Origin of the sequence: Delftia sp. 11MD (genome assembly GCF_050907895.1) — a bacterium.
Lineage (GTDB): Bacteria > Pseudomonadota > Gammaproteobacteria > Burkholderiales > Burkholderiaceae_C > Comamonas > Comamonas tsuruhatensis.
In genome coordinates this window covers 6,248,951-6,272,185 of sequence record NZ_CP194333.1, presented here as the reverse complement: position 1 = coordinate 6,272,185, position 23,235 = coordinate 6,248,951, and the positions used below count along the sequence as shown (strand labels likewise).

General features: G+C 59.0%; 18 protein-coding genes, 2 pseudogenes and 1 other annotated feature. Of the genes and pseudogenes, 15 read left to right on the top strand and 5 right to left on the bottom strand.

What is annotated here, in order from left to right; all coding sequences use genetic code 11:
- Positions 1-165: 165 nt before the first annotated feature.
- Positions 166-699 carry an IclR family transcriptional regulator gene (locus ACRSCF_RS28715; protein ID WP_052151783.1) on the top strand — a complete coding sequence of 178 codons (534 nt, stop codon included), beginning with the start codon at positions 166-168 and terminating at the stop codon, positions 697-699.
- Here ACRSCF_RS28715 and ACRSCF_RS28710 read toward each other — a convergent pair.
- A pseudogene (locus ACRSCF_RS28710) lies at positions 659-1,273 on the bottom strand (DDE-type integrase/transposase/recombinase); the annotation flags it as partial. The gene ACRSCF_RS28715 and the pseudogene ACRSCF_RS28710 overlap by 41 nt on opposite strands.
- A gap of 115 nt (positions 1,274-1,388) precedes the next feature.
- Complete coding sequence (locus tag ACRSCF_RS28705) at positions 1,389-2,156, bottom strand: IclR family transcriptional regulator domain-containing protein (protein WP_034369210.1); 768 nt, start codon at positions 2,154-2,156, stop codon at positions 1,389-1,391.
- Positions 2,157-2,265: 109 nt separating this feature from the next.
- Here ACRSCF_RS28705 and ACRSCF_RS28700 point away from each other — a divergent pair, with 109 nt between their 5' ends.
- The 6 genes from ACRSCF_RS28700 to ACRSCF_RS28675 all read left to right on the top strand — a co-directional run bounded on the left by ACRSCF_RS28700 (position 2,266) and on the right by ACRSCF_RS28675 (position 8,470).
- Entirely contained in the window at positions 2,266-3,234 is a 969-nt protein-coding gene (locus ACRSCF_RS28700; RefSeq protein ID WP_034369207.1) for a Bug family tripartite tricarboxylate transporter substrate binding protein, read from the top strand.
- 15 nt (positions 3,235-3,249) lie between these two features.
- Positions 3,250-4,491 carry a terephthalate 1,2-dioxygenase terminal oxygenase subunit alpha TphA2I gene (gene tphA2I / locus ACRSCF_RS28695; protein ID WP_034369204.1) on the top strand — a complete coding sequence of 414 codons (1,242 nt, stop codon included), beginning with the start codon at positions 3,250-3,252 and terminating at the stop codon, positions 4,489-4,491.
- Positions 4,488-4,952, top strand: a complete 465-nt coding sequence (gene tphA3I / locus ACRSCF_RS28690; protein ID WP_034369201.1) for a terephthalate 1,2-dioxygenase terminal oxygenase subunit beta TphA3I — start codon at positions 4,488-4,490, stop codon at positions 4,950-4,952. The genes tphA2I and tphA3I overlap by 4 nt, the downstream gene beginning before the upstream one ends.
- Positions 4,949-5,896 (top strand): 1,2-dihydroxy-3,5-cyclohexadiene-1,4-dicarboxylate dehydrogenase, encoded by a 948-nt coding sequence (gene tphBI / locus ACRSCF_RS28685; protein ID WP_034369198.1) that lies wholly within the window; start codon positions 4,949-4,951, stop codon positions 5,894-5,896. Before tphA3I ends, tphBI begins: the two co-directional genes overlap by 4 nt.
- A 9-nt stretch (positions 5,897-5,905) precedes the next feature.
- The gene (gene tphA1I / locus ACRSCF_RS28680) at positions 5,906-6,916 is read left to right on the top strand and encodes a terephthalate 1,2-dioxygenase reductase TphA1I (RefSeq protein WP_034369195.1); all 1,011 of its coding nucleotides are present in this window, start codon (positions 5,906-5,908) and stop codon (positions 6,914-6,916) included.
- Positions 6,917-7,235: 319 nt separating this feature from the next.
- Positions 7,236-8,470, top strand: a protein-coding gene (locus ACRSCF_RS28675) for an IS3 family transposase (RefSeq protein ID WP_122974833.1) whose coding sequence is annotated in 2 segments (ribosomal slippage) — positions 7,236-7,518 and positions 7,518-8,470 — 1,236 coding nt in all. Because the reading frame shifts where the segments join, the coding sequence is not laid out codon by codon here.
- Positions 7,514-7,630: a sequence feature (AL1L pseudoknot), on the top strand. It overlaps the preceding gene by 117 nt.
- A 231-nt stretch (positions 8,471-8,701) precedes the next feature.
- Here the strand turns inward: ACRSCF_RS28675 and ACRSCF_RS28670 are convergent.
- A pseudogene (locus ACRSCF_RS28670) lies at positions 8,702-11,616 on the bottom strand (Tn3-like element IS1071 family transposase).
- Between the two features lie 157 nt (positions 11,617-11,773).
- Between ACRSCF_RS28670 and ACRSCF_RS28665 the strand changes: the two are divergent.
- Positions 11,774-12,202 carry a nuclear transport factor 2 family protein gene (locus ACRSCF_RS28665; RefSeq protein ID WP_052151769.1) on the top strand — a complete coding sequence of 143 codons (429 nt, stop codon included), beginning with the start codon at positions 11,774-11,776 and terminating at the stop codon, positions 12,200-12,202.
- Between the two features lie 137 nt (positions 12,203-12,339).
- Here the strand turns inward: ACRSCF_RS28665 and ACRSCF_RS28660 are convergent, their stop codons facing one another.
- A complete protein-coding gene (locus ACRSCF_RS28660; protein ID WP_324622808.1) occupies positions 12,340-13,317 on the bottom strand; it encodes an Lrp/AsnC family transcriptional regulator in 978 nt (325 codons plus the stop codon).
- 120 nt (positions 13,318-13,437) lie between these two features.
- Here ACRSCF_RS28660 and ACRSCF_RS28655 point away from each other — a divergent pair, with 120 nt between their 5' ends.
- Positions 13,438-14,718, top strand: a complete 1,281-nt coding sequence (locus ACRSCF_RS28655; RefSeq protein WP_324622807.1) for an MFS transporter — start codon at positions 13,438-13,440, stop codon at positions 14,716-14,718.
- Between the two features lie 69 nt (positions 14,719-14,787).
- Entirely contained in the window at positions 14,788-16,236 is a 1,449-nt protein-coding gene (locus ACRSCF_RS28650; protein ID WP_324622806.1) for an amidase, read from the top strand.
- 67 nt (positions 16,237-16,303) lie between these two features.
- Here the strand turns inward: ACRSCF_RS28650 and ACRSCF_RS28645 are convergent, their stop codons facing one another.
- Entirely contained in the window at positions 16,304-17,209 is a 906-nt protein-coding gene (locus ACRSCF_RS28645; RefSeq protein WP_034368926.1) for a LysR family transcriptional regulator, read from the bottom strand.
- Positions 17,210-17,314: 105 nt separating this feature from the next.
- On the opposite strand from ACRSCF_RS28645, the gene ACRSCF_RS28640 reads away from it, so the two are divergent.
- From ACRSCF_RS28640 to ACRSCF_RS28620, 5 genes are all read left to right on the top strand, one after another.
- Positions 17,315-18,106: an enoyl-CoA hydratase-related protein gene (locus ACRSCF_RS28640; protein WP_043004377.1), complete on the top strand. Its 792-nt coding sequence runs from the start codon at positions 17,315-17,317 to the stop codon at positions 18,104-18,106.
- Positions 18,107-18,132: 26 nt separating this feature from the next.
- The gene (locus tag ACRSCF_RS28635) at positions 18,133-19,347 is read left to right on the top strand and encodes a thiolase family protein (protein ID WP_052151768.1); all 1,215 of its coding nucleotides are present in this window, start codon (positions 18,133-18,135) and stop codon (positions 19,345-19,347) included.
- 14 nt (positions 19,348-19,361) lie between these two features.
- A complete protein-coding gene (locus tag ACRSCF_RS28630) occupies positions 19,362-19,787 on the top strand; it encodes a Zn-ribbon domain-containing OB-fold protein (protein ID WP_034368924.1) in 426 nt (141 codons plus the stop codon).
- A gap of 37 nt (positions 19,788-19,824) precedes the next feature.
- Positions 19,825-21,000 carry an acyl-CoA dehydrogenase gene (locus ACRSCF_RS28625; RefSeq protein WP_034368922.1) on the top strand — a complete coding sequence of 392 codons (1,176 nt, stop codon included), beginning with the start codon at positions 19,825-19,827 and terminating at the stop codon, positions 20,998-21,000.
- Between the two features lie 85 nt (positions 21,001-21,085).
- Positions 21,086-23,197 (top strand): acetate--CoA ligase family protein, encoded by a 2,112-nt coding sequence (locus tag ACRSCF_RS28620; RefSeq protein WP_034368919.1) that lies wholly within the window; start codon positions 21,086-21,088, stop codon positions 23,195-23,197.
- Positions 23,198-23,235: the final 38 nt, after the last annotated feature.

The window sequence follows — 23,235 nt, the reverse complement described above, 5'->3', positions numbered from 1 at the left end:
CCCCCGCGCCAGTGCTAGCTTTGCGTACCGTCACTTATTGCACTGAAAACGAGGAGACCCCTCGATACGCTCAATACCAAGGGGTTTCTCGTTTCCGAGGGCGAACCCCAGCGTTTCCGGCTCGGCCCGGCAGTCGCTCAGATGGCTCATGCCTGGTCCGCAGGCATGAGCTACGAAACCGTTGCCCAACCCATGATGCGCCGCCTGTGGGAGAAAACCCGCGAGACCATTTCCCTGCACGTACATGAGGGTGCTTTCAGGATATGTGTTGCCGAACTTCCCAGCACGCAGCCTCTGAGCTTCAAGCGGGGCGTAGGTTATCGCGAGAAGCTCGTGCGGGGCGCCAGTGGTCGCTTGATCCTGGCATGGCTGAACGTGAGCAAGCAAGACCTTAGCGCTTATGGCGCGGAAAACGCCGCCGAAGCTAAGCGGTGCACCGAACAGCTCAAGCAGATTCGCCTCGAAGGCTACGCCACCAGTCGCGATGAGCTGATTGAGGGCGCTGTCGCTATTGCTGCGCCGTTCTTCGACAGCAGCGGCCGCGTGGTGGGATCGCTAGGGCTATTCGGTCCCAGCGCAAGACTCGACGAAGAGGTTGTGCAGGGCTATGCCGCGCTGTTAAGGGAAGAGGCTGCACAGCTTTCGGCGGCATTGGGATTCAAGAATTGTCAGGTCCCGGATGATTGCGCACGTTCTTGACGAATAAATCAGGTGCTTTCATCTTCCATTTTTTGAGTGCTTGAACTGGGGCTTCGTGTCCCAGTGCCTTTTGCGGTAAGTGGTGGTTATACAGCCAGACAAACCTGTGCAGCGTCTTCTCCAAATCCTCTGCGCTGTTGAAGTGGTGCGAGCGCAGTACTTGATTCAGGCGACCATTGAAGCGCTCGACCATGCCGTTGGTTTTTGGCGTCCTGGGCTTGGTGAGCCGATGTTCTATCCCCAGTGCTTGGCATAGCTGGACGAATTCGTGCTCGCCTGTGGGCTGGCGAGTGCGACTGCCAAACAAGCGGTCTGTGAACTCTTTGCCGTTGTCGGTGAGGATGGTGTGAATCCTAAATGCTGCAGCTTTGCGGACGGCGGCCAAGAAGGCTTTGGCGGACGCTGCCGTCTTGTGTTGCTTGATATCAATGAACACCCAGCGTGTGGCCCGATCAATGGCAACAAAGACATAGCGGCGCTTGTCCTCATCTTGCATCTGGGGCAGGTACTTCACATCTACATGCACATAGCCAGGCTCATACGCCTTGAAGGGTTTGTGCTCGCTCTCAGGCTTGGGCTTGCCCGGTCCGATCAGGAACAACTGCACGCCCCGCGCATGCGCCCGACATCGGAAGGACGGCGCAAACCCGAGCCTCAGCCGCTGCGCTAGGCAAAGACATGGTGGCGCATTACATCCCTTGCGGATACAACTTTTTTTCCAACTCATTGCGAGCGCGCTTCAGCGGCATCAAAAAAGTCTCTTTGAACTCGCTCATGCTGAGTCTCTCTGCTCTAACTGCAATGCTCATGGCAGCAATTGTGTTGCCTTGAGGGTCGCGCACTGGCGCCGCCATGGAGCGCACACCCAGCTCCAACTCTCCATCGCTGCATGACCATCCGGATTGCCGGCAAGTATCAAGCAGACCCAGCAACTCCTCCAAGTCAGTCACTGTCTGATGGGTCAGAGCCATCCGCTCAATCATCTCCAGCCTTGCACGCGCCTCCTGCTGGGGGAGTCCTGACAACAGCACCCGACCAATCGCAGAACAGTACACCGGCAACCTAGATCCTATTCCTAGGCCCGTGCTCAAGCTGCGCCGTGCGGTCGAACGGCCAATGATGATGGCATCGTCTTCCAACAAAGTACCAAGCGAAGCGGACTCTCTGGTGCGCTCCGACAGTGCGTCCAGTAGCGGCTGGGCCAACGCAGGCATGGGGCGCGATGACAGAAATGAATAGGCGATCAGCAGCGACTTGGGCTGCATCCAGAACAGCTTCCCGTCACTCTCTAGATAGCCAAGCTGTACCAGCGTGCTGAGTGAACGTCTGGCCGATGCTGGTGTGGACTGCGTGAGCCTGGCCACTTCCGACAGCGTGAGCCGGGTATGCCGACGGTCAAAGCAAGTCAGTACCCCCAATCCCTTGCGCAGCGATTCCACAAAGTTCTTGTCCTGCATAGCGATCAAATCAAGGTGTTTTCAACATTTTTGCGCATAGCGCAAAAACAGGTTTAACACAAAGTACGACATCCCCATACTGCAGTTCCCCACACAAGAAGGAGACAAGATGCGCAACGCATCCATTCGCAGACGCGAAGCATTGATCGGCATTGCCGCTGCGGTCGCTGCAACAGGTAGCCTGGCTCAGTCAAATCAACCTCTCAAGATCGTCGTGCCTTTCTCAGCGGGAGGTACCGCCGATGTACTGCCGCGCCTAGTAGCCGAAAAAATCCGCGCGGACTACGCAGGTGGCGTGATCATTGAAAATAAGCCCGGGGCTGGTGGAAACATCGGTGCCGATCTAGTGTTCCGGGCACCGCCGGACGGAATGACTGTGCTGGCCTCCCCTCCGGGGCCCATCGCCATCAACCACAACCTCTATCAGAAGCTCAGCTTTGACCCGACTCGCTGGGTACCGGTGACGATTTTGGCCACAGTGCCCAACGCCCTGGTCATCAACCCGAAGCTGCCTGTTAAGTCACTTGGCGAGTTCATTGCATACGCCAAAGCCAATCCCAAAAAAGTGACTGTGGCGACGCAAGGCGACGGCTCCACATCTCACCTGACTGCTGCCATGTTTATGCAGCTGACTGGCACTGAACTGACTGTCATCCCTTACAAGGGAACAGCCCCGGCACTGATTGACCTGATCGGTGGCAATGTGGATGTGTTTTTCGACAACATCAGCTCGTCGGCCACCTACCACCAGGCCGGCAAGGTGCGCATTCTGGCCGTTGCCGACGAGCAGCGGTCTCAAATATTGCCCCAGGTCCCCACTTTCGCCGAGCAGCAATGGCCCGCCATGCAAGCCTTGACTTTCTTTTCTGTTGTGGCTCCCCCAGGCACGAGTGCAGAAATCGCACAGAGGCTTCAGAAGCAGATGGCCCAGGCTCTGTCATCAAATGACATCCGCAAGCACTTTCTGGAACAGGGTGCCGTGCCCTGCGGTTGGGATCCCACCAAGACTGCTCAGTTCATCCGCCAGGAAACCGAGAAGTGGAAGAAGGTGCTGAAGGCCGCCAACGTCAAGCTCTAACCCTTAGGAATCAACATGCAAGAATCCATCATCCAGTGGCATGGGGCCACTAATACGCGCGTGCCTTTCGGTATCTATACCGACACAGCCAATGCTGATCAGGAACAGCAGCGCATCTATCGCGGCGAGGTCTGGAACTACCTGTGCCTGGAATCTGAAATCCCCGAGGCGGGTGATTTCCGCACGACCTTTGTTGGTGAAACACCGATAGTTGTCGTGCGGGATGCCGACCAGGAAATCTATGCCTTCGAGAACCGCTGCGCGCATCGCGGCGCGCTCATCGCGCTGGAAAAATCGGGCCGTGCGGATAGTTTCCAGTGCGTCTATCACGCCTGGAGCTACAACCGACAGGGAGATCTGACCGGCGTTGCCTTCGAGAAAGGCGTCAAGGGCCAGGGTGGCATGCCGGCCTCGTTCTGCAAAGAAGAGCATGGCCCGCGCAAGCTCCGTGTAGCTGTCTTTTGCGGTTTGGTCTTTGGCAGTTTTTCCGAGGATGTACCCAGCATTGAGGATTACCTTGGCCCTGAGATTTGCGAGCGCATAGAGCGCGTGCTGCACAAGCCCGTAGAAGTCATCGGTCGCTTCACGCAAAAGCTGCCTAACAACTGGAAGCTCTACTTCGAGAACGTGAAGGACAGCTATCACGCCAGCCTCCTGCATATGTTCTTCACCACCTTCGAGCTGAATCGCCTCTCACAAAAAGGCGGCGTCATCGTCGACGAGTCGGGTGGCCACCATGTGAGCTATTCCATGATCGATCGTAGCGCCAAAGACGACTCGTACAAGGACCAGGCCATCCGCACCGACAACGAGCGTTACCGGCTCAAAGATCCCAGCCTTCTAGAGGGCTTCGAGGAGTTCGAGGACGGCGTGACTCTGCAGATCCTTTCTGTGTTCCCTGGCTTTGTGCTGCAGCAGATTCAGAACAGCATCGCCGTGCGTCAGTTGTTGCCCAAGAGCATCTCCAGCTCGGAACTCAACTGGACCTATCTCGGCTATGCAGATGACAGTCCCGAGCAGCGCAAGGTCAGACTCAAACAGGCCAACCTCATCGGCCCGGCCGGATTCATTTCCATGGAAGACGGAGCTGTCGGTGGATTCGTTCAGCGCGGCATCGCAGGTGCGGCCGACCTTGACGCGGTCATCGAGATGGGCGGAGACCACGAAGGCTCTAGCGAGGGCCGCGCCACGGAAACCTCGGTACGCGGCTTTTGGAAAGCCTACCGCAAGCACATGGGACAGGAGATGCAAGCATGATCAATGAAATTCAAATCGCGGCCTTCAATGCCGCTTACGCGAAGACCATAGACAGTGACGCCATGGAGCAATGGCCAACCTTCTTCACGAAGGATTGCCACTATCGCGTCACCAATGTCGACAATCATGCTGAAGGGCTTGCTGCCGGCATTGTCTGGGCGGATTCACAGGACATGCTCACCGACCGAATTTCTGCGCTGCGCGAAGCCAATATCTACGAGCGCCATCGCTATCGCCATATTCTGGGTCTGCCTTCGATCCAGTCAGGCGATGCAACACAGGCCAGTGCTTCCACGCCGTTCATGGTGCTGCGCATCATGCATACAGGGGAAACAGAGGTCTTTGCCAGCGGTGAGTACCTCGACAAATTCACCACGATCGATGGCAAGTTACGCCTGCAAGAACGCATCGCGGTTTGCGACAGCACGGTGACGGACACACTGATGGCATTGCCGCTATGACAATAGTGCACCGTAGATTGGCTTTGGCCATCGGCGATCCCCACGGTATTGGCCCTGAAATTGCACTGAAAGCTCTTCAGCAGTTGTCTGCCGCCGAAAGATCCCTGATCAAGGTCTATGGACCGTGGAGCGCTCTTGAACAAGCAGCGCAGATCTGCCAAATGGAGCCCCTTCTTCAAGACCTCATTCATGAGGAAGCCGGCTCGCTGGCACAACCAGTGCAATGGGGAGAGATCACCCCGCAGGCAGGCCTATCCACGGTGCAATCTGCAACAGCAGCCATCCGGGCGTGCGAAAACGGCGAAGTCGACGCCGTCATCGCCTGCCCCCACCATGAAACGGCCATTCACCGCGCGGACATAGCGTTCAGCGGCTACCCATCTTTGCTCGCCAATGTTCTTGACATGAACGAAGACCAGGTATTCCTGATGCTGGTAGGAGCTGGCCTGCGCATAGTGCATGTCACTTTGCATGAAAGCGTGCGCAGCGCATTGGAGCGGCTCTCTCCTCAGTTGGTGGTCAACGCGGCGCAGGCTGCCGTGCAGACATGCACCTTACTCGGGGTACCTAAACCAAAAGTCGCTGTACTCGGGATCAACCCTCATGCATCTGAAGGACAGTTGTTCGGCCTGGAGGACTCCCAGATCACCGTTCCCGCTGTCGAGACACTGCGCAAGCGCGGCCTAGCAGTAGACGGCCCCATGGGAGCTGACATGGTTCTGGCACAGCGCAAGCACGACCTGTATGTAGCCATGCTGCACGATCAGGGCCATATCCCCATCAAGCTGCTGGCACCTAACGGAGCCAGCGCACTCTCCATCGGTGGCAGGGTGGTGCTTTCCAGTGTGGGCCATGGCAGCGCCATGGACATTGCAGGCCGTGGCGTGGCTGACTCCACGGCCCTCCTGCGCACGATCGCCCTGCTCGGAGCCCAACAGGTCTGAGGCCCTTCCATGAATCACCAAATCCATATCCACGACTCTGATATCGCGTTCCCCTGCGCGCCCGGGCAATCCGTGCTGGATGCGGCCCTGCAGGCTGGCATCGAACTACCTTATTCCTGCCGCAAAGGTAGCTGTGGCAATTGTGCGAGCACCCTGCTCGATGGAAATATTACTTCCTTCAATGGCATGGCCGTGCGCAGCGAACTCTGCACCTCGGAGCAGGTATTGCTGTGCAGCTGCACCGCCGCCAGCGATATCCGTATTCAGCCGAGCTCCTTTCGCCGCCTCGACCCGGAAGCCCGCAAACGTTTTACGGCCAAGGTGTACAGCAATACACTGGCGGCACCCGATGTCTCGCTGCTGCGCCTGCGCCTGCCTGCGGGCAAGCGCGCCAAATTTGAAGCCGGCCAATACCTGCTGATTCACCTCGACGACGGGGAAAGCCGCAGCTACTCTATGGCCAATCCACCCCATGAGAGTGATGGTGTCACATTGCATATCCGGCATGTACCGGGTGGCCGCTTCAGCACTATCGTCCAGCAGTTGAAGTCTGGTGACACATTAGATATTGAACTGCCATTCGGCAGCATCGCACTGAAGCCTGACGACACCAGGCCCCTGATTTGCGTTGCAGGTGGCACGGGATTTGCGCCCATTAAATCCGTTCTTGATGACTTAGCCAAACGCAAGGTTCAGCGCGACATAACGCTGATCTGGGGGGCTCGCAACCCCTCGGGCCTGTATCTTCCTAGCGCCATCGACAAGTGGCGCAAAGTCTGGCCACAGTTTCGCTACATTGCAGCCATCACCGACCTAGGCGATATGCCTGCGGATGCTCACGCAGGTCGGGTGGATGACGCGCTACGCACACACTTTGGCAACCTGCACGATCATGTGGTGCACTGCTGTGGCTCACCCTCCCTGGTTCAATCAGTGCGCACAGCAGCTTCCGATATGGGCCTGTTAGCACAGGACTTCCACGCGGATGTTTTTGCGACGAGCCCGACTGGTAGCCACTAGAAGTAGCTATTCATGCGATATCAACACGGCGGGATATGACGGAGGCTGAGCTTGCGAGTGACTTGATGGGGAATGTTTGATAAACACTGAAAGGGGCTTTATGCCTAATGCCAGTCAGTTAAGGTTCAGCTGCCTCTAGATGAGCTAAAAGGCAACGTGTTTACACGTTGCCTTTTTCATTGATGGGTATTCTCTCAGGCGCATTGCGCCAATGTCTCTCTCAAGCGCCAGATCAGCTTGATCAATTGGCAGCTTTCATTGATCGTTCTTGAATCGCCCCGGGTTTTGAGGAGGCTCCAACACTTGAGAAGATGGAGCTATGACCAAGTCAAACAAGTTCTCGCCCGAGGTGCGCGAGCGTGCCGTACGCATGGTGCAGGAGCACCGAGCCGACTACCCTTCGCTGTGGGCAGCCATTGAATCAATAGCCCCCAAGATTGGCTGCGTGCCGCAGACCTTGAACGATTGGGTCAAGAAGGCCGAGGTCGACAGCGGCCAGCGTGCCGGTACCACCACGTCAGAAGCCCAGCGCATCAAGGAGCTGGAACGTGAGGTCAAGGAGCTGCGCCGGGCCAACGACATCCTGAAGACGGCCAGCGCGTTTTTTGCGCAGGCGGAGCTCGACCGCCGATTGAAGTCTTGAAGAACTACATCGACCGCCACCGTGACGACTACGGGGTCGAGCCCATCTGCCGGGTGCTGCAGATGGCCCCATCGTGTTACTGGCGCCACGCAGCCCGGCAACGTAACCCGCAACTGCGCAGTCAACGCGCCCAGCGTGACGAGTGCTTGAAGGCGGACATCCAGCGCGTGTGGCATGCCAACTGGCAGGTCTACGGGGCCGATAAGGTCTGGCTGCAGATGAACCGCGAGGGCATCCCGGTGGCACGTTGTACTGTGGAGCGACTGATGCGTGCCATGGGCTTGCAAGGGGCTCGCCGTGGCAGGGCGGTACGTACCACCACGCCTGACACATCAGCGCCGTGCCCGCTGGACCACGTCAACCGGCACTTCAAGGCCAGCCGTCCCAACGAGCTGTGGGTATCGGACTTCACCTACGTCTCCACCTGGCAGGGCTGGCTGTACGTGGCCTTCGTGGTGGATGTGTACGCCCGGCGCATCGTGGGCTGGCGGGTCAGCCGCAGCATGCAAACGGACTTCGTGCTGGATGCGCTGGAGCAGGCGCTGTATGCCCGCCAGCCAGCAGCCCATGCCTTGACGCACCATTCCGACAGGGGCAGTCAATACGTCAGCATCCGCTACACCGAACGGTTGGACCAGGCGGGCATACAGCCCTCGGTGGGCAGCCGGGGTGACAGCTACGACAACGCGCTGGCCGAGACCATCAACGGTCTGTACAAGGCCGAGCTGATTCACCGCCGGGGCCCCTGGAAGACCAGGGAATCCGTGGAGCTGGCCACCTTGCAGTGGGTGCACTGGTTCAACCATGTCCGACTACTCACGCCGATTGGGGGCATCCCTCCGGCAGAAGCTGAGGCAAACTACTGGAGGCAACTAGCCGTCAGCGACACCTCGGCAGAGGTGTCAACTTAAACCAATCGGCCTCCTCAAAACCCGGTGCGATTCAGAACTGCTCAAGCGGGTCGACCTGAGCCGGCCGACCCTCTACCGCTTGCTCGATGGGGTCTCCTCGTTTTCAGTGCAATAAGTGACGGTACGAAAAGCTAGCACTGGCGCGGAGGTGGTGTTGGTAGATCGTTGATTTCATTGACTTTCCTGTTCACTTTCAAATCTGCGATTCGTGGCGTCAAACCGTGGTCGGTTTCATCCATTGGTGCCAGTTATCGATGCATTTGGCCGCGAAGGCAGGATTTGGTCAGCATAGCGGTCAACCGGGAAGCGAAACACACCCCGCAAGTTGATGCTCTCCAGCCTGGTGGGCGCAATCTTCCCGATCAGTTCCGGTGGAATGACCTGGCGGCGGTTCGACCAGCGATCCAGGACCGCCTGCATCTGTGAGGTATTCCACGCCATCACGATGTTGGCCATCAGGCTCAACGCATCGGCCACAGCCTGCATTTCATCGACACGTTTGGCCTGCGCCGGGCTGATCCGGCCGGTATAAATGGCGCGCTTGAGGGCGTTAACAGCCTCGCCCCGATTGAGCACCCGGCGCAACTCGTTCCTGAAAGCGTCCTTGACAAAGTAGTCAGCCAAAAACGCCGTACGCAGCAACCGCCCCAATTGCACGCCAGCCTCATAGATTGGATCGCCCTGGGCGGCAGAACCGAACCGCGCAAGAGCTGCCACCGCACTGGCATGTCCGCTCATGACCGAGGCTGCCAGGTGCACCAGACTATCCCAATGCTTTTCGATCAAAGCGACGTCGACATTGGCTTCGCACACCGCAGCGATTTCTGCGGGCACTTTGGTGCCGCGTGGCACAAAGAGGTGGCGCTGTTTGAGTTCCTTCAACCGCGGGCAAAGATCAAAACCAAGCAAACGGGCATGTGACATGGCAAAGTCGGTGTAGCCATGGGTATCCACAGCAAGCTGGCTGGTCTCCAGCTTTTCTTGGCGGATGACACCTTCAATGGCCACGCCCGCCTGGCGCTCATTGAGCACAAAGGGCTGCGCATGGAAGATGCCCCACCGGTCTTTTACATGGGAGTAGATTCCAATGGAAGGTGTGTTGCGCCGAGGATCAAGCCGGGCTTGCCACACCCGTTTGGTGGTCTCCATGCTCATCATGTCAGAAGATGCCAAATCGGACCGCCCCCAGGTGGCGGCAATCGGGTGTCGCTGCATGAATTCCAGCACAGCCTGGCAGGCCTGGCTCAGACGCCGTTCGTCCCGCGCCCAGCGCATGGCCTGGCGAATGCTGGTGGCAGACAATTGCGGAATCATGCGCGCGCATTCGACCGCAGTCAGACTGGTGCCGTGGGCCATGATGCCGGCATAGACCATCAGCAGCTCGTCGGTAGAGCGCGGCTCACGTCCGAGCATGATCCAGCTAAAGCGCACCTGGGCGTCAACGGCCAGAATCACTTCCGGCAATTGAACCTCACCGATGCGGTGATCCAAAGCCGCGCGCAGCTTGGTCACTTCTGGGTCTTCGTCCTCTGCGGGCAATGGCGACAAATGGAGTTCATCATCCACGCGCAGTACGCCACTGCGGGCTGCAGCGGCCACCGCATCGACACCGGCAGTTACTCTGGCCAGCAAAGGCTTCAAGAAAGTGGCAGCCTTGCTGGGTAACGATAGACGGGCATAGTGTTTCTTGGACTCTGCCTGCCAACGCTCGTCCGTGAAGAACAAGCGCGCACGACCCCGAAAGCTCAGGCTGTGCTCAATCCAGACCGAGCCATTGCGCACCGCGCGGCGCAGGGCAAACAGGGTGGCCACCTCCAACGCCTGAAACGCCCGTTCCCGGTCTGGGCTGGAGATCGAAACCTGCCAGATCATTCCCAGACTTGGTGCCACCACTTCAACTGGCAGCTTTCTGGATCCTTTGAGATATAAAGCTTGCAGCTTGGCAAGGTACTCGATGGCAGGATGCTCGCCGGTGGCCTGCCAGGGCAGCTTTGCAATGGCGACGAGCAACGACCGCACGGGGCGAATTCCATCAATCAATCCCTCGCGGACCAGGAGGCCCTGCTCGGTGGTTTGCGTTTCTGGGTTTCGGTGATCAAGGCTTCAAGACGGGCACGCAACTCAGCATCTGGCACCGCACCTTGCGCGCTCAAGGCAACAAGTTCGCCGAGCAGCGTTTTGTACATTGCGGCCCAATTGACGGTAGCGGGGACATCGGCGGCAGCCTGACGCCACAGATCGGCGATCCGGCGCTGCACCATAAGGATCAACTGGTCTGTGGTGGTGAACAGGCAATACCGAAGAAAGCATGCGACCTCCACGGTGCGCGCTGGCTCTTTGATCTTGGCTCCGGCTGAGGGCGGCCTGGAGACAAGTCGGCGCGCGTAGCGGCGCAAGATGAGATCGGGGATGTCTGCCAGGTGCTTATGAACGTCCAGCGTGTAAAGCAGGTCGATGCGCTCCAGTACCTCGCTGATTTGGCGGGTTGAGTGTTTCGCCGGTGCAGCCCATAGCCAACTCTGCTGGGTTTGTCCATCTGGGCGCAGCTCTGAAACTGAGGCTCGCCAGCGATCAAGTGTTGCTGGATCAACGCTGGCGGCGATGGCGGTGCCTGTTTCAACTTCAAGCTGGGCAAGTGCCGCCGCAATCAGTGTCCGAATTGCCCGCTCGTGCACGATCACCAGCTTGTTCTTGTACAGCCATTGACGCGCCCGCACGAGTAGCTGATCGCGGTCGGCGCAGCGCGCCACTTCGTCGCGCAGTTCACGTACCAGTGAGCGGCGCTGGTGCTCGCTCATCCACTGGAATCCAAGGACCGTGCAGGCTACTTGTTGGTGATCGAATAGCGTGCGCCCGCGTTCATACATGGCTCTCAGCGAGGCGACTTCTGGTGCTGCAATGCCAAGCTCGTTGCCAAGGTGGCGCCACAAGGCTACTGGAATTACCCGAAAGGCACCGAGCAAACGCCCACTCATGCGCAGGAAACCAATATGGAGCGCCAGACCAAGCTTGTGGGAATCACCTCGGCGTGCATTGATTGCGTCGCGCTCGGCACCATCGAAGGTGAAAAATGCCTTCATCTCGAAGTCGCTGATATCGCGGGGGAGCCCACGCATCCCCAAAAACGTTGTGTGCCAACCCTGCATCGTGAACCTCAAAAGTGGGAGGCCACCATACCCGTTTACAAAGCGAACAGGAAAGTCAATGAAATCAACGGTCTACCCAGACCACCCCCGCGCCAGTGCTAGCTTTGCGTACCGTCACTTATTGCACTGAAAACGAGGAGACCCCGACAAGGAGCTTATGGCAAGTTGCTATCACCCTGATGCGCAGGACGATCACGGCACCTGGTGCGCAACCGGATCGGAGGTCGCCGAGCATGTATTCAATCTGGTGAAGCCGGGTAGTGCGGTAGCCATGCACTTCGCGGGCAACGTGCTGATCGAGGTGGAGGGCGATGTCGCGTTTGCAGAATCCTATATGTTGGCCTTTCGTGCTTACGACGAAAACGGCCAGCACTTCAACCGCACGAGAGCCCTGCGCTTTGTCGACCGATTTGAGCGACGTGCATCCGAATGGCGCATCAGCGAGCGGGTGGTGACAGACGATTGGGACCGCGTGGACGAGGTGCTCCGCAGACAGCCCGGGCATGAGAAATTCCGTCGTGGACGCAAGGATCGAGAGGACCCGGTGTATGCGATTCGGGCCGGCAAGGTTGCGCGCACGAAGTAGGGTTGGATGAATGCGGGGGTGCACTCACGAGACCTTTGCCACTCTGAGTGCAGTGGACTGGTCGCATACGCCGGTCTTTGACTCTGGACGGCTACTGTCGGATGTGAGCGATGTCCACGCCGACGAGCCTGATCCCATCAACCCACCATCAGCCCATGCCGCAAACGTCCCGCGCGTTTGTATGCTTTGACGACGGTGCTGACGTCGCAGGACAGTACACCTTCGAGCGCGCCGATGCGTTCCGTCGAAACCGTCCACAAGTCATGGATGTCGCGGCACAGCACGTGCCAGAACAGCTGGGTCTTGCCGCTGGTGCCAAACAGGCATCGTGTGTGTTTGTCCCGTGCGAGTTCCTTGGCGATGGGTTCGGCCAGGCCCGGGCGGGTCTGTATCGACAGAATGGCTTCAACGCCATAGCCAACCAGTGAGGGTTCCAGTTCGACGCGAAAGTTCAGCACATTGCGCTCGACCAAGCCGCTGATCATTCTCTGCACCTTGGGCTCGCTGACACCACAAGCTTCGGCCAATGCGCTCAGGCTGGCGCGACCGTCCGGGGTCAATGCTTCCAGCAGTCGAGACTCGTCGGCATTGAGTGCGCTGCGAGCGCTGCTGGGCAGGACGGGCTCTGGCGGAACCGAGCCGTCAATGCGCCAGCTGCTTGCGCGTCGGAAAGAGCGCATCACGACATGCGACTCCATTTGCCGCAGTCCCTGCACTTGGGGCAGCAGCCGAACGACCAGGTCCGACAGCTGTTCCTGAGTCTGCATGTTGAACTCGGCGAACAGATCGGCAGCGCCTGTCGTTGCCAATACCACCTGTGTTTGGGGGAGCCCTGCCAACTGCTCGGCAACTTGCTGATTGCGCCCGTTTTCCACCTGCAGCCAGGCATGCAGCACGGGGCCGTTCCCTTCGGAAACGGGGTCCAGCTCGCCGATGACCTTGACGTATCCGCCTTCCATGAGTCGCTGCAGGCGGCGCGACAAAGTGCGCTCCGGCACATCGCATGCCGCGCTGAGATCACGCCATGTCCCGCGTGGATTGACCTGCAGTGCGGTCAGGCAGGCCAGATCGGTTGGATCCAGTTCTGGATGTCCAATTTCGACGGTATCACTCACATCAATGTCCATATATAATGTAAACTAAGTATTGAATGTCCAATTTCAACACTTTCGAGCACTAAGAATGCAAAATTCAACAACCAATCAGAGACAAGGGCGCATCCGATGAGTCAGGCTATGTCCAAGCAGCCTTCAAAGCACGCCGAGCCATCCAATGCCCGCAAGATTGCAGCTGGCAGCATCGGCAATGCGGTGGAATGGTTCGACTGGACCATTTACGCATCGTTCGCGGTGTTCTTTTCCGGGCAGTTCTTTCCCAAGACGGATGAGACAGCATCTCTGCTGGCAACGTTCGCCATTTTCGCAGTCGGTTTCTTCATGCGTCCCGTCGGGGGCTGGGCCTTGGGAATTTTTTCCGATCGAATGGGCCGCAAGGCGGCACTGTCCGCCTCCATCCTGTTGATGGCAGGAGGATCGCTGATCATTGGCCTCACGCCCACCTACGAGAGCATTGGCCTGGCTGCGCCGATTCTGTTGGTGATTGCGCGGTTGCTTCAAGGCTTGTCACTGGGCGGTGAGTATGCTTCCGCATCGACGTTTCTGGCCGAGATGGCGCCCAACCATCGCCGGGGCTTCTTCTCCAGTTTTGCGTTCTTCAGCTCGGCGGGCGGCATTCTGATTGCTTCGGCGATCGGCTGGGTTCTGACCACCAACCTGACGCCCGAGCAAATGCGGGAATTCGGCTGGCGCATTCCTTTCCTGTTGGGTGCGCTGGGTGGCATTGCGGGGATGTGGCTGCGCACGTCCATTCCCGAGACGGAGGCGTCTGCCAAGCAGCTCAAGGAGCAACCCGTCAAGCAGCCACTGCGCACCTTGCTGCGTGAGTATCCGCGCGAGACTCTGCGCATCATCGGCTTCTCGGTTCTCACGACGTTTGCGTTCTACCTTTTCGTGGCCTATGTGCCCACGTATGCGATTCGTGCGCTGCATGCAGATTCCAAGGTCGCCTTTGGTGCCAACACCATCGCTATGATCGTCTTCATGCTGGTGCATCCGTTCTTCGGCATGCTGTCCGACCGATTTGGCCGCAAGCCGCAGTTGATCGTGTTCGCCGCGGGCTATCTGCTGTTCTTCTATCCCGCGATCACCAGCATGCAGCCGACGTTCGCGTCCATTTTGGCGGTGGAGCTGTTCGGTCTGGTGCTGTATGCGTTGTACACGTCGATCGCTCCAGCCATCATGTCCGAGCAGTTTCCAACCCGCGTGCGTGCGGTCGGCATTGGCGCTCCGTACAACCTGATGGTGGCGCTGCTCGGTGGAACGACTCCCTATCTGCTGACCTGGCTGCAAAGCATTGGTCAGGAGCGTTGGTTCTTCTACTACGTTCTGGTCGGTGCGGTCATCACGCTGATCACGTTCATCCGCATGCCCGAGACCAATGGCAAGCCTTTGAACTGAGCTCACTCGACTTTGATTCGCCCGCGCTTTTTTTGGAGGCTGCGGGCTCCATTTTTTCCAGCGATACCCATGCGAGAAACGCCCACTCCCCTCCATTTTCAGAATGCCCTGCAGATCGCCCATCTGATCGTCAGCGGAGAAATCAGCTCTCGCAAGGTGACTGAGCATTTTCTGGAGCGCATTGCACGAGCTCCCGAGCTCAATGTCTTCACGCAGGTGTTTGCCGAGCAGGCTTTGGCTCAAGCCGATGCTGCCGATGCTGCGTTGCTTGCAGGGGGGGGCGGTCCGGCCGGCGCGCTGCATGGCGTTCCGGTGGCGATCAAGGACAGCATTGAAGTGGCGGGAACCATCGCGTCTGCTGGTTCGCTCAGCCGTCTCGCCAGCATGAGCGCTGAGACATCGGCCGCTGTGCAACGCATGTGCGATGCGGGGATGGTCATTCTCGGCAAGACGCACATGACCGAGTTTGCATTCGGTCTGGCGGGGCAAAATCCCACGCGCGGCACGCCATGGAATCCGTGGGATGCCGACACCCATCGCGCTCCTGGCGGCTCGTCCTCGGGTTGCGGCATTGCCGTTTCGGCAGGGCTGGCTCCGATGGCCTTGGGTGGCGATACGGGTGGTTCCGTGCGCGCACCTGCAACACTCAATCATCTCGTGGGCTTCAAACCCTCCAGCGGAATCATCAGCGGTGCGGGCGTGGTGCCACTGGCTCCGACGTTGGACGTGCTCGGCCCCATCGCGCGCAGTGTTGCCGATGCGCACGCACTTGTCGCCATTTTGACGGGGTCCGACAGTGCCGATCCGCTGACCCAACAAATCGCTCCCGACATCAGCGAAGGCCTGCGCCAAGCGCTGCCAGCCATCACCGGCGGTACGTTGCCTGCATTGCACGTGCTGGACCCGCAAAGCTTTCCCTGTTCGCTGTCGGATGGCGCACAACGTGTCTGGGACGAGGCTCTTCAACGCCTCACGAACGCAGGGTGGACTTTGAAGTTCTGGACCCCTTCGGAACAGTTGAATATCGGCGACCTGTCCGAAGAGAATTCACTCATCCTGGGCTACGAGGGCTTTCAGCTCTATGGCGAATTGGCCCGCGATGCCACCCAGCCCATCTGGGAGGTCGTGCGACAGCGTATCCTGGCTGGCGGCAACACCACGCGTGCCCGATATGAACAGGCGATTGCGCGCCGCAAGCCAGCCATCGAACGCTTTGCGGAAGCCATCGGTGAGGGCGGCGTCCTGCTGATGCCTGCCACCGGTCACGGTGCTCTGCCACTGGATTCCGAAGATCGCGCCCATGCCAGCATCGGTCACTTTTGCCGTGCCGGTAATTTCCTGGGAGCACCCGCCATTGCCTTGCCCGCAGGGTTCGACGACAACGGCATGCCGGTTGGCGTTCAACTGATGGCCTCGCCTTTGGCTGATAGACAGTTGCTGTCCGTTGCTTCAGCGTTGGCACCGACACTGCGCGCCTCTGGAAAAGAGACGCCTGATCTTCAGCGGTGGAAGCTGTAATTTGTCGGACGAGGAATGGCGGCTCCATGTGGACGCTGGGCTGAACGTTCTGTCGGCAGTCAGCCGTTCAAAGCCGTCTGCACAACTCAATGAGATGCTGCCGAAACCAGTTCAGCCCGGCGTCATGGTCTGCATGTGAATGCCACAGGAGATAGACCGGGAAGGTGGGGACACGCAGCGGCACGGTGTGGGTCTGCAGTGGAAAGTTGTCGGCATACAGCAAGGCCATGCGGCGGGGGAGTGTCGCGATCAGTTGGCTGGTCTGCACCATGAGCGGCATGGACAGAAAATGCGGGACGGTGGCGCTGATTCTTCGGCTCAGTCCCCGTTTGGCCAGTGCCAGGTCGATCATCGGGCGTGATTTCCCATCGTGGGCACGAACCACATGATGAAGGTCCAGGTAGGTCTCCAACGTCAGGCGCTCCGTCATCTGCGGATGGTGTCGTCTAGTGATGGCGAGCAGGGTATCGGTCAGCACACAGACTTGATGCACCGATGGGTCCTGTGAAGGGAAGTAGTCGAGCGCCAGATCGACCCTGCCTTCACGCAGATCAGACAGGATTTGCGTTCCGACAGAAGGCGAGATGCGGACACGCAATCCCGGGGCGACTTGACTCAGCCAGTCGATGAAGCTGGGCAGGATCACGCTTTCCCCATAGTCCTCGACTGCAACGACGAACTCGCGATCGGCATGCGCATAGTCGAAGTCGCTTTCACCTTCCAGTCCTCTTTCGATCAATGCCAACGCTTGGCGCACAGGCTCCGCGAGCAATTTTGCGCGGGAGGTTGGCGTCATGCCCGAGGAGCTGCGCTCGAAGAGCGGGTCCCCCAATTTTTCCCGTAGCCGTGCCATGGCGTTGCTGACGGTCGGTTGCGAAAGATGCAGTCGATCCGCAGCTTTCGACATGCTGCGTTCGGTGAAGACCGCATCAAAGACTCTCAGCAAATTCAAATCCAGCGTTCGCAAGTTCATTGGGAAGTATATTTCGAATTGGAATACTCCCCATTCTGTATCTAAATTTGCTAAATACATAGCGCCTTCCAATAATCAGTCCATAACCCATCAGGAGACAGCAACATGAACGAGTTGGAGGCTGAACAGGAACTGGCGCTTTTGGATCATCCGGCCGAGGGAGTGGCCAGAGTGACGCTGAATCGTCCGGCGGCGCGCAATGCGTTGAATACACCCTTGCGGCGGGCATTGGATGCGACGTTCAAGTCGTTGGAGGCTGACGACGACGTGCGCTGTGTCATCGTCAGGGGCAACAGCCAGTGCTTTGCCGCAGGGGCAGATCTCAAAGAGGTTGCAGAGCTGGGCACGCATGCCGTGTCGCAACTGCCGGTTCTCAAAACCTGGAAGGTGATTGCCGAGCTGTCCAAACCATTGATTGCCGCTGTGGCAGGTCCGGCCTTCGGTGGCGGATGCGAGCTTGCACAACATGCCGACATCATCGTTGCAGCACGCAGCGCGCGCTTTGGTCAGCCCGAAGTCAACGTCGGAATCATGCCCGGCGGTGGCGCAACACAACGTCTGGTTCGTGCGCTCGGCTATTGGCGCGCCATGCATCTGATGCTCACGGGTGCCCCCATCAATGCAGAGGAAGCCCTGCAATGTGGTCTGGTCAGCGAGGTCGTCGACGACGAGCTGCTGGATCAACGGGCCGTCGAACTGGCCGCACTGATCGCCTCCCGACCGCCTGTGGCCGTGCGTTTGATCAAGCAGGTGGCACTTGCCGGAGCCGACTCTTCCTTGAGTGCGGGACTGCTGCTTGAGCGGCGGGCCTTCGAATCCCTGTTCGACACACATGACCAGAAAGAGGGCATGCGGGCATTCGCCGAACGGCGTGCACCGGTTTTCACGGGTCAGTGAATCATTGCTTTAACCACGGAGACACAATGAACAAGAACGATGTCGCGATTGTCGGGATTGGGAGAACTCCCTACAGCCGAGCCAAACCGGGCGAGAGAATCTACACGGTCGACGAATACATCGCCTGGGCTGCGGACCTCGCGTTGAAAAGCGCCGGCATGGGCAAGGATGATTTCAATGGGCAAGGCCTTGGTGTGGCCCATGCCGAAGCCGCGCATACGGTGAATTGGTCAGCGGCGACGGCGGAGACGCTGGGCATCAGTCCTCAAATCCTGCTGCGCGCAGATCAGGGCGGCGCATCGGCCACGGCAATGCTGATTCGTGCCGCCGCCATGATTCGTGCCGGGGTTGTCGATCGTGTACTCGTGGTGGGTGCCGACACGCCGCTGAGCATTCCTTCAGCGGCACCCGGTCTGCCGCTCTCGCCGGAGCGCACTCGCGGGACCTATTGGGACTTTCAAGGGCCGTTCGGGGTGATGGGGGCCACGGCGCAGTTCGCCTTGGTGCTGCAGCGTTACATGCACCAGTTCCCTGGTCTCCAATTCGAAACATTGGGAAAGATCGCCACCAGCAACCGGTATCACGCGACTTTGCATCCTGGTGCGATCTATCGTCAGCCCATGTCATTGGATGACTACATGGCTTCGCGCATGTTGTCCGATCCCATTCGCTTGCTCGACTGCGTGCCCATCGTCAACGGTGGTCTGGCCTATATCGTCACTTCGGGAGAGACCGCACGCAAGTTGACTGACCGACCCGTGTGGCTCAAGGGCTTCGGTGAGGCCAACAACTACTACCACGGCAAGCGAACGCTGCCGGACATCACGACGACAGGGTTCGCCAGTTCTGCGCCTGCAGCGATGCAGATGGCTGGAGTCAAGCACGACGACATCGACTTCTTCCAGCCTTACGACGACTACCCGTTCATTTCCATGATGACGATGGAGGACTGGGGCTTCTGCAAAAAGGGGCAAGGCGCCAAGTTTGTGGAGGAGCGCAATTTTCGTTTCGATGGCGACTTTCCATTGTCGACCGACGGCGGCCAATTGTCGGGCGGACAACCGGGCGGAGCGATCGGCGGCTTCATGCCACTGGTCGAAGCGGTGACCCAACTGCGTGGCGAGGCCGATCAACGGCAGGTGAAGAAAGCTCGCATTGGCGCAGTCTGCGGCTTTGGCGGAATTCCTTATGGTCGGCCAGGACGCAGCTGCATTGCCATCGTTCTTGGCAACGAGGGATAAAGGAGGCGAATGACATGATCGTATCTAAAGAAAACAAGCCGTTGCCCGTCATCACGGATCAGACGCGGCCCTTCTGGTCAGCAGCCAAGGAAGGTCGCTTCGTGATGCAGAAGTGCCAAGCTTGCGGCACGTTCAATTTCCAGCCCAAGCCTTGGTGCATCGAGTGCGGATGTCGGGATCTGGAGTGGGCACCAGCCAAGCCGTTCGGCGTGGTGTATTCATTCACGGTATCGCGTTCCATCGCCATGAATCTGGCGGGATGGCAGGACGAGATGCCGTTGGTGATGTGCCTGATCGATCTCGACGATGGGGCCCGAATGTATGGGCAGCTCACCGATGTCGATCCCGAAACTGTTCGCGTGGACATGCGGGTTGCCGTCCATTGCGAGTCCATCAGCGAAGAAGCCGGAATTCCGAAATTCCGCCCACACCATGACTGAAGTTGTACCTGACTCCCACCTGCTCGACCGAGCAGCCATGCGCGACGTTTCCTTTGATTGGGAGGACGCGCTATGTCTTGACGAACTGCTGACAGACGAGGAGCGGATGGTGCGCGACAGCGCCAGAGCGTTCGCCCAAAAGCGTCTGATGCCGAGGATCCTTCAGGCCAATCGCCATGAAGAGTTCGACATCTCGGTGATGAAGGAGTTGGCCGAGCTGGGCTTTCTCGGCGCAACCATCGAAGGGTTTGGCTGCGCTGGCATCAATTACGTGAGCTATGGATTGATTGCTCGCGAGCTTGAACGGGTGGACACGGCATTTCGCTCGGCGTTGGGGGTTCAGAGCACGCTGTCCATGATGCCCATTTATCTGTTTGGCAGCCAGGAACAGCGGGAGAAATATCTGCCAGCCATGGCGCGTGCCGATCTGCTGGGCTGTTTCGGATTGACGGAGCCGGACCACGGCTCCGATCCCGGTTCCATGGGAACGAGAGCGAAAAAAGTGGAGGGCGGTTGGCGAATCTCCGGCACCAAGACCTGGATCACGCATGCACCGATCGCGGACCTGATGGTGGTTTGGGCCAAGGATGAAGAGGGCCAGATCCGTGGCTTCATTCTGGAACGCGGCATGGCGGGGCTGAGCACGACCAAGATCGAAGGCAAGTTCTCGGTGCGTGCTTCGCCGACTGGGCAGATCATCATGGACGATGTGTTTGTTCGAGATGAGCAACGGCTGCCCAACGCACGCGGGCTGGCGGCACCGTTTGCCTGTCTGAACAACGCCCGCTTCGGCATTTGCTGGGGGGCCATGGGGGCTGCGGAGTTCTGCTGGCATGCCTCGCGTCAGTATGCGATCGATCGCAAGCAGTTCGGCCGTCCGCTGGCCGCCAATCAGCTCGTGCAGAAGAAGCTGGCGGACATGCAGACGGAAATCACGCTCGGCCTGCATGCCTGTCTGCGGCTGAGTCGGCTGCGCGACGCTGGTCGCGCCAGTCCGGAAATGGTGTCGCTCATGAAGCGCAACTGCGCCGGCAAGGCGCTCGACATAGCGCGCATGGCACGCGACATCCATGGTGGCAACGGAATTTCGGATGAGTTTCATGTGATTCGCCATCTGATGAATCTGGAGACCGTCAACACCTTGGAAGGTACGCACGACATCCATGCGCTGGTGCTGGGCCGTGCCCAGACCGGAATTCAGGCCTTCAACTGAAAGCGGTTGAAGCAAGCGAATACTTGGTCATTTTTGTTTTGTTGTGCAGCAGTCCACAGCAGATGTGGGCGCAAGGAGGGGTTCAATGTCAGTCCAGGAAACGACACGCCGACAAGCCATTCAGCGATTGATCGATCCTCGGTCGATTGCCATCGTGGGTGCGTCGGCGGATTTCTCGAAGGTCAATGGTCGGCCGCTCAAGCATCTCATTGAGAAGGGATACACCGGGAAGATCTATCCGGTGAATCAGAAGTATGAGGAAATCCAGGGGATCCCATGCTTTGCGCGCGTCGACGACCTGCCCGAAGGCATCGACATGGCAATCATCGCCGTGCCTGCGAGCGAGGTCATCGAGACCGTCAGGGCGCTGGGTCGCAGATCGGTTGCAGCTGCCGTCATCTTCAGTTCGGGATTCGGCGAAATGGGAGAGCAGGGCAAGGCTCAGGAGCGGCTGCTGGCCCAAGCTGGACAGGAGTCCGGTGTGATCCTGTGCGGCCCCAACTGTCTGGGGTTCATCAACGCGTTCTCCAATGTGTATGCGACCTTCAGCCAATATGCAGATGGCGAGACAGGAGGCGGTCCCATTGCGTTCGTCACTCAGTCGGGAGCCTTCGGCACGGCGATTGCCGCGCTGGTGCGTCAGCGTGGGTTGGGGCTTGGCTACTTCATCAACACCGGCAATGAAGCGGATCTGAACTTTTCGGATCTGATGCTGGCGGTCATCGAGGATCCGCGCGTGCGCGTTGCCGCCGGGTATCTGGAAGGCGTCTCGGACGGAGAAGGATTGGTGCGTCTGGCGCGTCGTTGTCTGGAGCTGGGCAAGCCGTTGATCCTTACCAAGGTGGGCCGACTGGGATCGGGTGCGCGTGCTGCGGCCTCCCATACGGGTGCCTTGGCGGTGGAGGACACCGTCTTTGATGCTGTGATTCGCCAGTTCGGCGTGCTCAGAGCCCGCAACGAGGAACAGATGCTGGACATGATGGAGGCGCTGGCCCAGCCGCGTGCGTGTTCCGGTCATGGTCTGGGCGTCGCCACGCAATCAGGCGGTGCGGGCGTGATGATGGCGGATCGCGCGGAAGAGGTTGGCTTGACGATCCCTGCTCTGGGCCACGCGACTCAGGAACGCCTTGCCAAGGTCATGCCTGCTTTCGGGTCGGCCACCAATCCGGTGGACGTGACCGGCCAGTTCGTCGCGCGGCCCGAGTTGCTGCTGGAATCTGTCGTGGCCTTGCTTGACGACCCGCAGGTGGATGTGGGGATCGTGTGGCTGCAACTGATGACCGCGCATGTCGACAAACTGGTCGGCATCTTCAAGGAAATTCAAGCACGCACGAGCAAGCCCTTCTTTGTCTGCTGGGTGGCTGCGCCGCAGGACGCGCAGCGTCGTTTGCGAGAGATGGGGCTGGTGGTTTTTGGCGCCGGTGAGCGGGCTGTGGAGGCTGCAGCCGCATTGGCCCGGCACCACAGCGCACTCAGGAAGCATGCGTTGACGGAGCGCGCGCCATTGCGCAATCCACCCACTGTGACCACGGAATGGAAGGCAGGCATGGTTCCGTGTCTGGAGGCCACGCACTGGTTGCAGTCTGCTGGCATCCCCATGGCCCCTGTGCTGCTTGCAAGGGATGAGGAAGAAGCGGTTGCCGCGTGGTCTCGATTCGCTGGCTCCGTGGCCATCAAGATCGAGTCACCCGACATTTCTCACAAAACCGAAGTGGGTGGCGTGCTGCTGAAGCTTGGTGATGAGCGCGCGGTACGCGACGGCGTCAAGCAGCTGCTGAGCAACATTTCTCATCATGCGCCGCAAGCACGGGTGTCCGGTGTGCTGATCCAGCCCATGGTTGATGGGCACATCGAACTGGTAATCGGCGTTCATCGCGATCCCGCCTTTGGAGCCATGGTGATGGTGGGATTCGGTGGCGTGCTGGTGGAAGTTCTCAAGGATGTTTCCTTCCGCAAGGCACCGTTTGAAGTGCAGGAGGGGCTGTCCATGCTCGAGGATTTGCGACTCGGTGCACTGCTGGACGGTGTGCGTGGGCAGAGCCCGGTGGATCGCAACGCCATAGCCCGCTTGCTCTCGGATGTATCTCACCTGGCCGCCGGAGTACCTCGCCTGGCCGAGCTGGACTTGAATCCCGTGCGCGTTGGTGTGGGCGGCCCGACGGCCGTGGATTGTGTGTTGGTGCTCAGCGAGGAGTGAGTCTGATCTTGAATGGACGTGAGGCAAGTGCGTCCATC

Coding starts and splice junctions, on each gene's coding strand:
- ACRSCF_RS28715 (WP_052151783.1), top strand. CDS start 166: ATGAGCTACGAAACCGTTGCCCAACCCATGATGCGCCGCCTGTGGGAG.
- ACRSCF_RS28705 (WP_034369210.1), bottom strand. CDS start 2,156: ATGCAGGACAAGAACTTTGTGGAATCGCTGCGCAAGGGATTGGGGGTA.
- ACRSCF_RS28700 (WP_034369207.1), top strand. CDS start 2,266: ATGCGCAACGCATCCATTCGCAGACGCGAAGCATTGATCGGCATTGCC.
- tphA2I (WP_034369204.1), top strand. CDS start 3,250: ATGCAAGAATCCATCATCCAGTGGCATGGGGCCACTAATACGCGCGTG.
- tphA3I (WP_034369201.1), top strand. CDS start 4,488: ATGATCAATGAAATTCAAATCGCGGCCTTCAATGCCGCTTACGCGAAG.
- tphBI (WP_034369198.1), top strand. CDS start 4,949: ATGACAATAGTGCACCGTAGATTGGCTTTGGCCATCGGCGATCCCCAC.
- tphA1I (WP_034369195.1), top strand. CDS start 5,906: ATGAATCACCAAATCCATATCCACGACTCTGATATCGCGTTCCCCTGC.
- ACRSCF_RS28665 (WP_052151769.1), top strand. CDS start 11,774: ATGGCAAGTTGCTATCACCCTGATGCGCAGGACGATCACGGCACCTGG.
- ACRSCF_RS28655 (WP_324622807.1), top strand. CDS start 13,438: ATGTCCAAGCAGCCTTCAAAGCACGCCGAGCCATCCAATGCCCGCAAG.
- ACRSCF_RS28650 (WP_324622806.1), top strand. CDS start 14,788: ATGCGAGAAACGCCCACTCCCCTCCATTTTCAGAATGCCCTGCAGATC.
- ACRSCF_RS28645 (WP_034368926.1), bottom strand. CDS start 17,209: ATGAACTTGCGAACGCTGGATTTGAATTTGCTGAGAGTCTTTGATGCG.
- ACRSCF_RS28640 (WP_043004377.1), top strand. CDS start 17,315: ATGAACGAGTTGGAGGCTGAACAGGAACTGGCGCTTTTGGATCATCCG.
- ACRSCF_RS28635 (WP_052151768.1), top strand. CDS start 18,133: ATGAACAAGAACGATGTCGCGATTGTCGGGATTGGGAGAACTCCCTAC.
- ACRSCF_RS28630 (WP_034368924.1), top strand. CDS start 19,362: ATGATCGTATCTAAAGAAAACAAGCCGTTGCCCGTCATCACGGATCAG.
- ACRSCF_RS28625 (WP_034368922.1), top strand. CDS start 19,825: ATGCGCGACGTTTCCTTTGATTGGGAGGACGCGCTATGTCTTGACGAA.
- ACRSCF_RS28620 (WP_034368919.1), top strand. CDS start 21,086: ATGTCAGTCCAGGAAACGACACGCCGACAAGCCATTCAGCGATTGATC.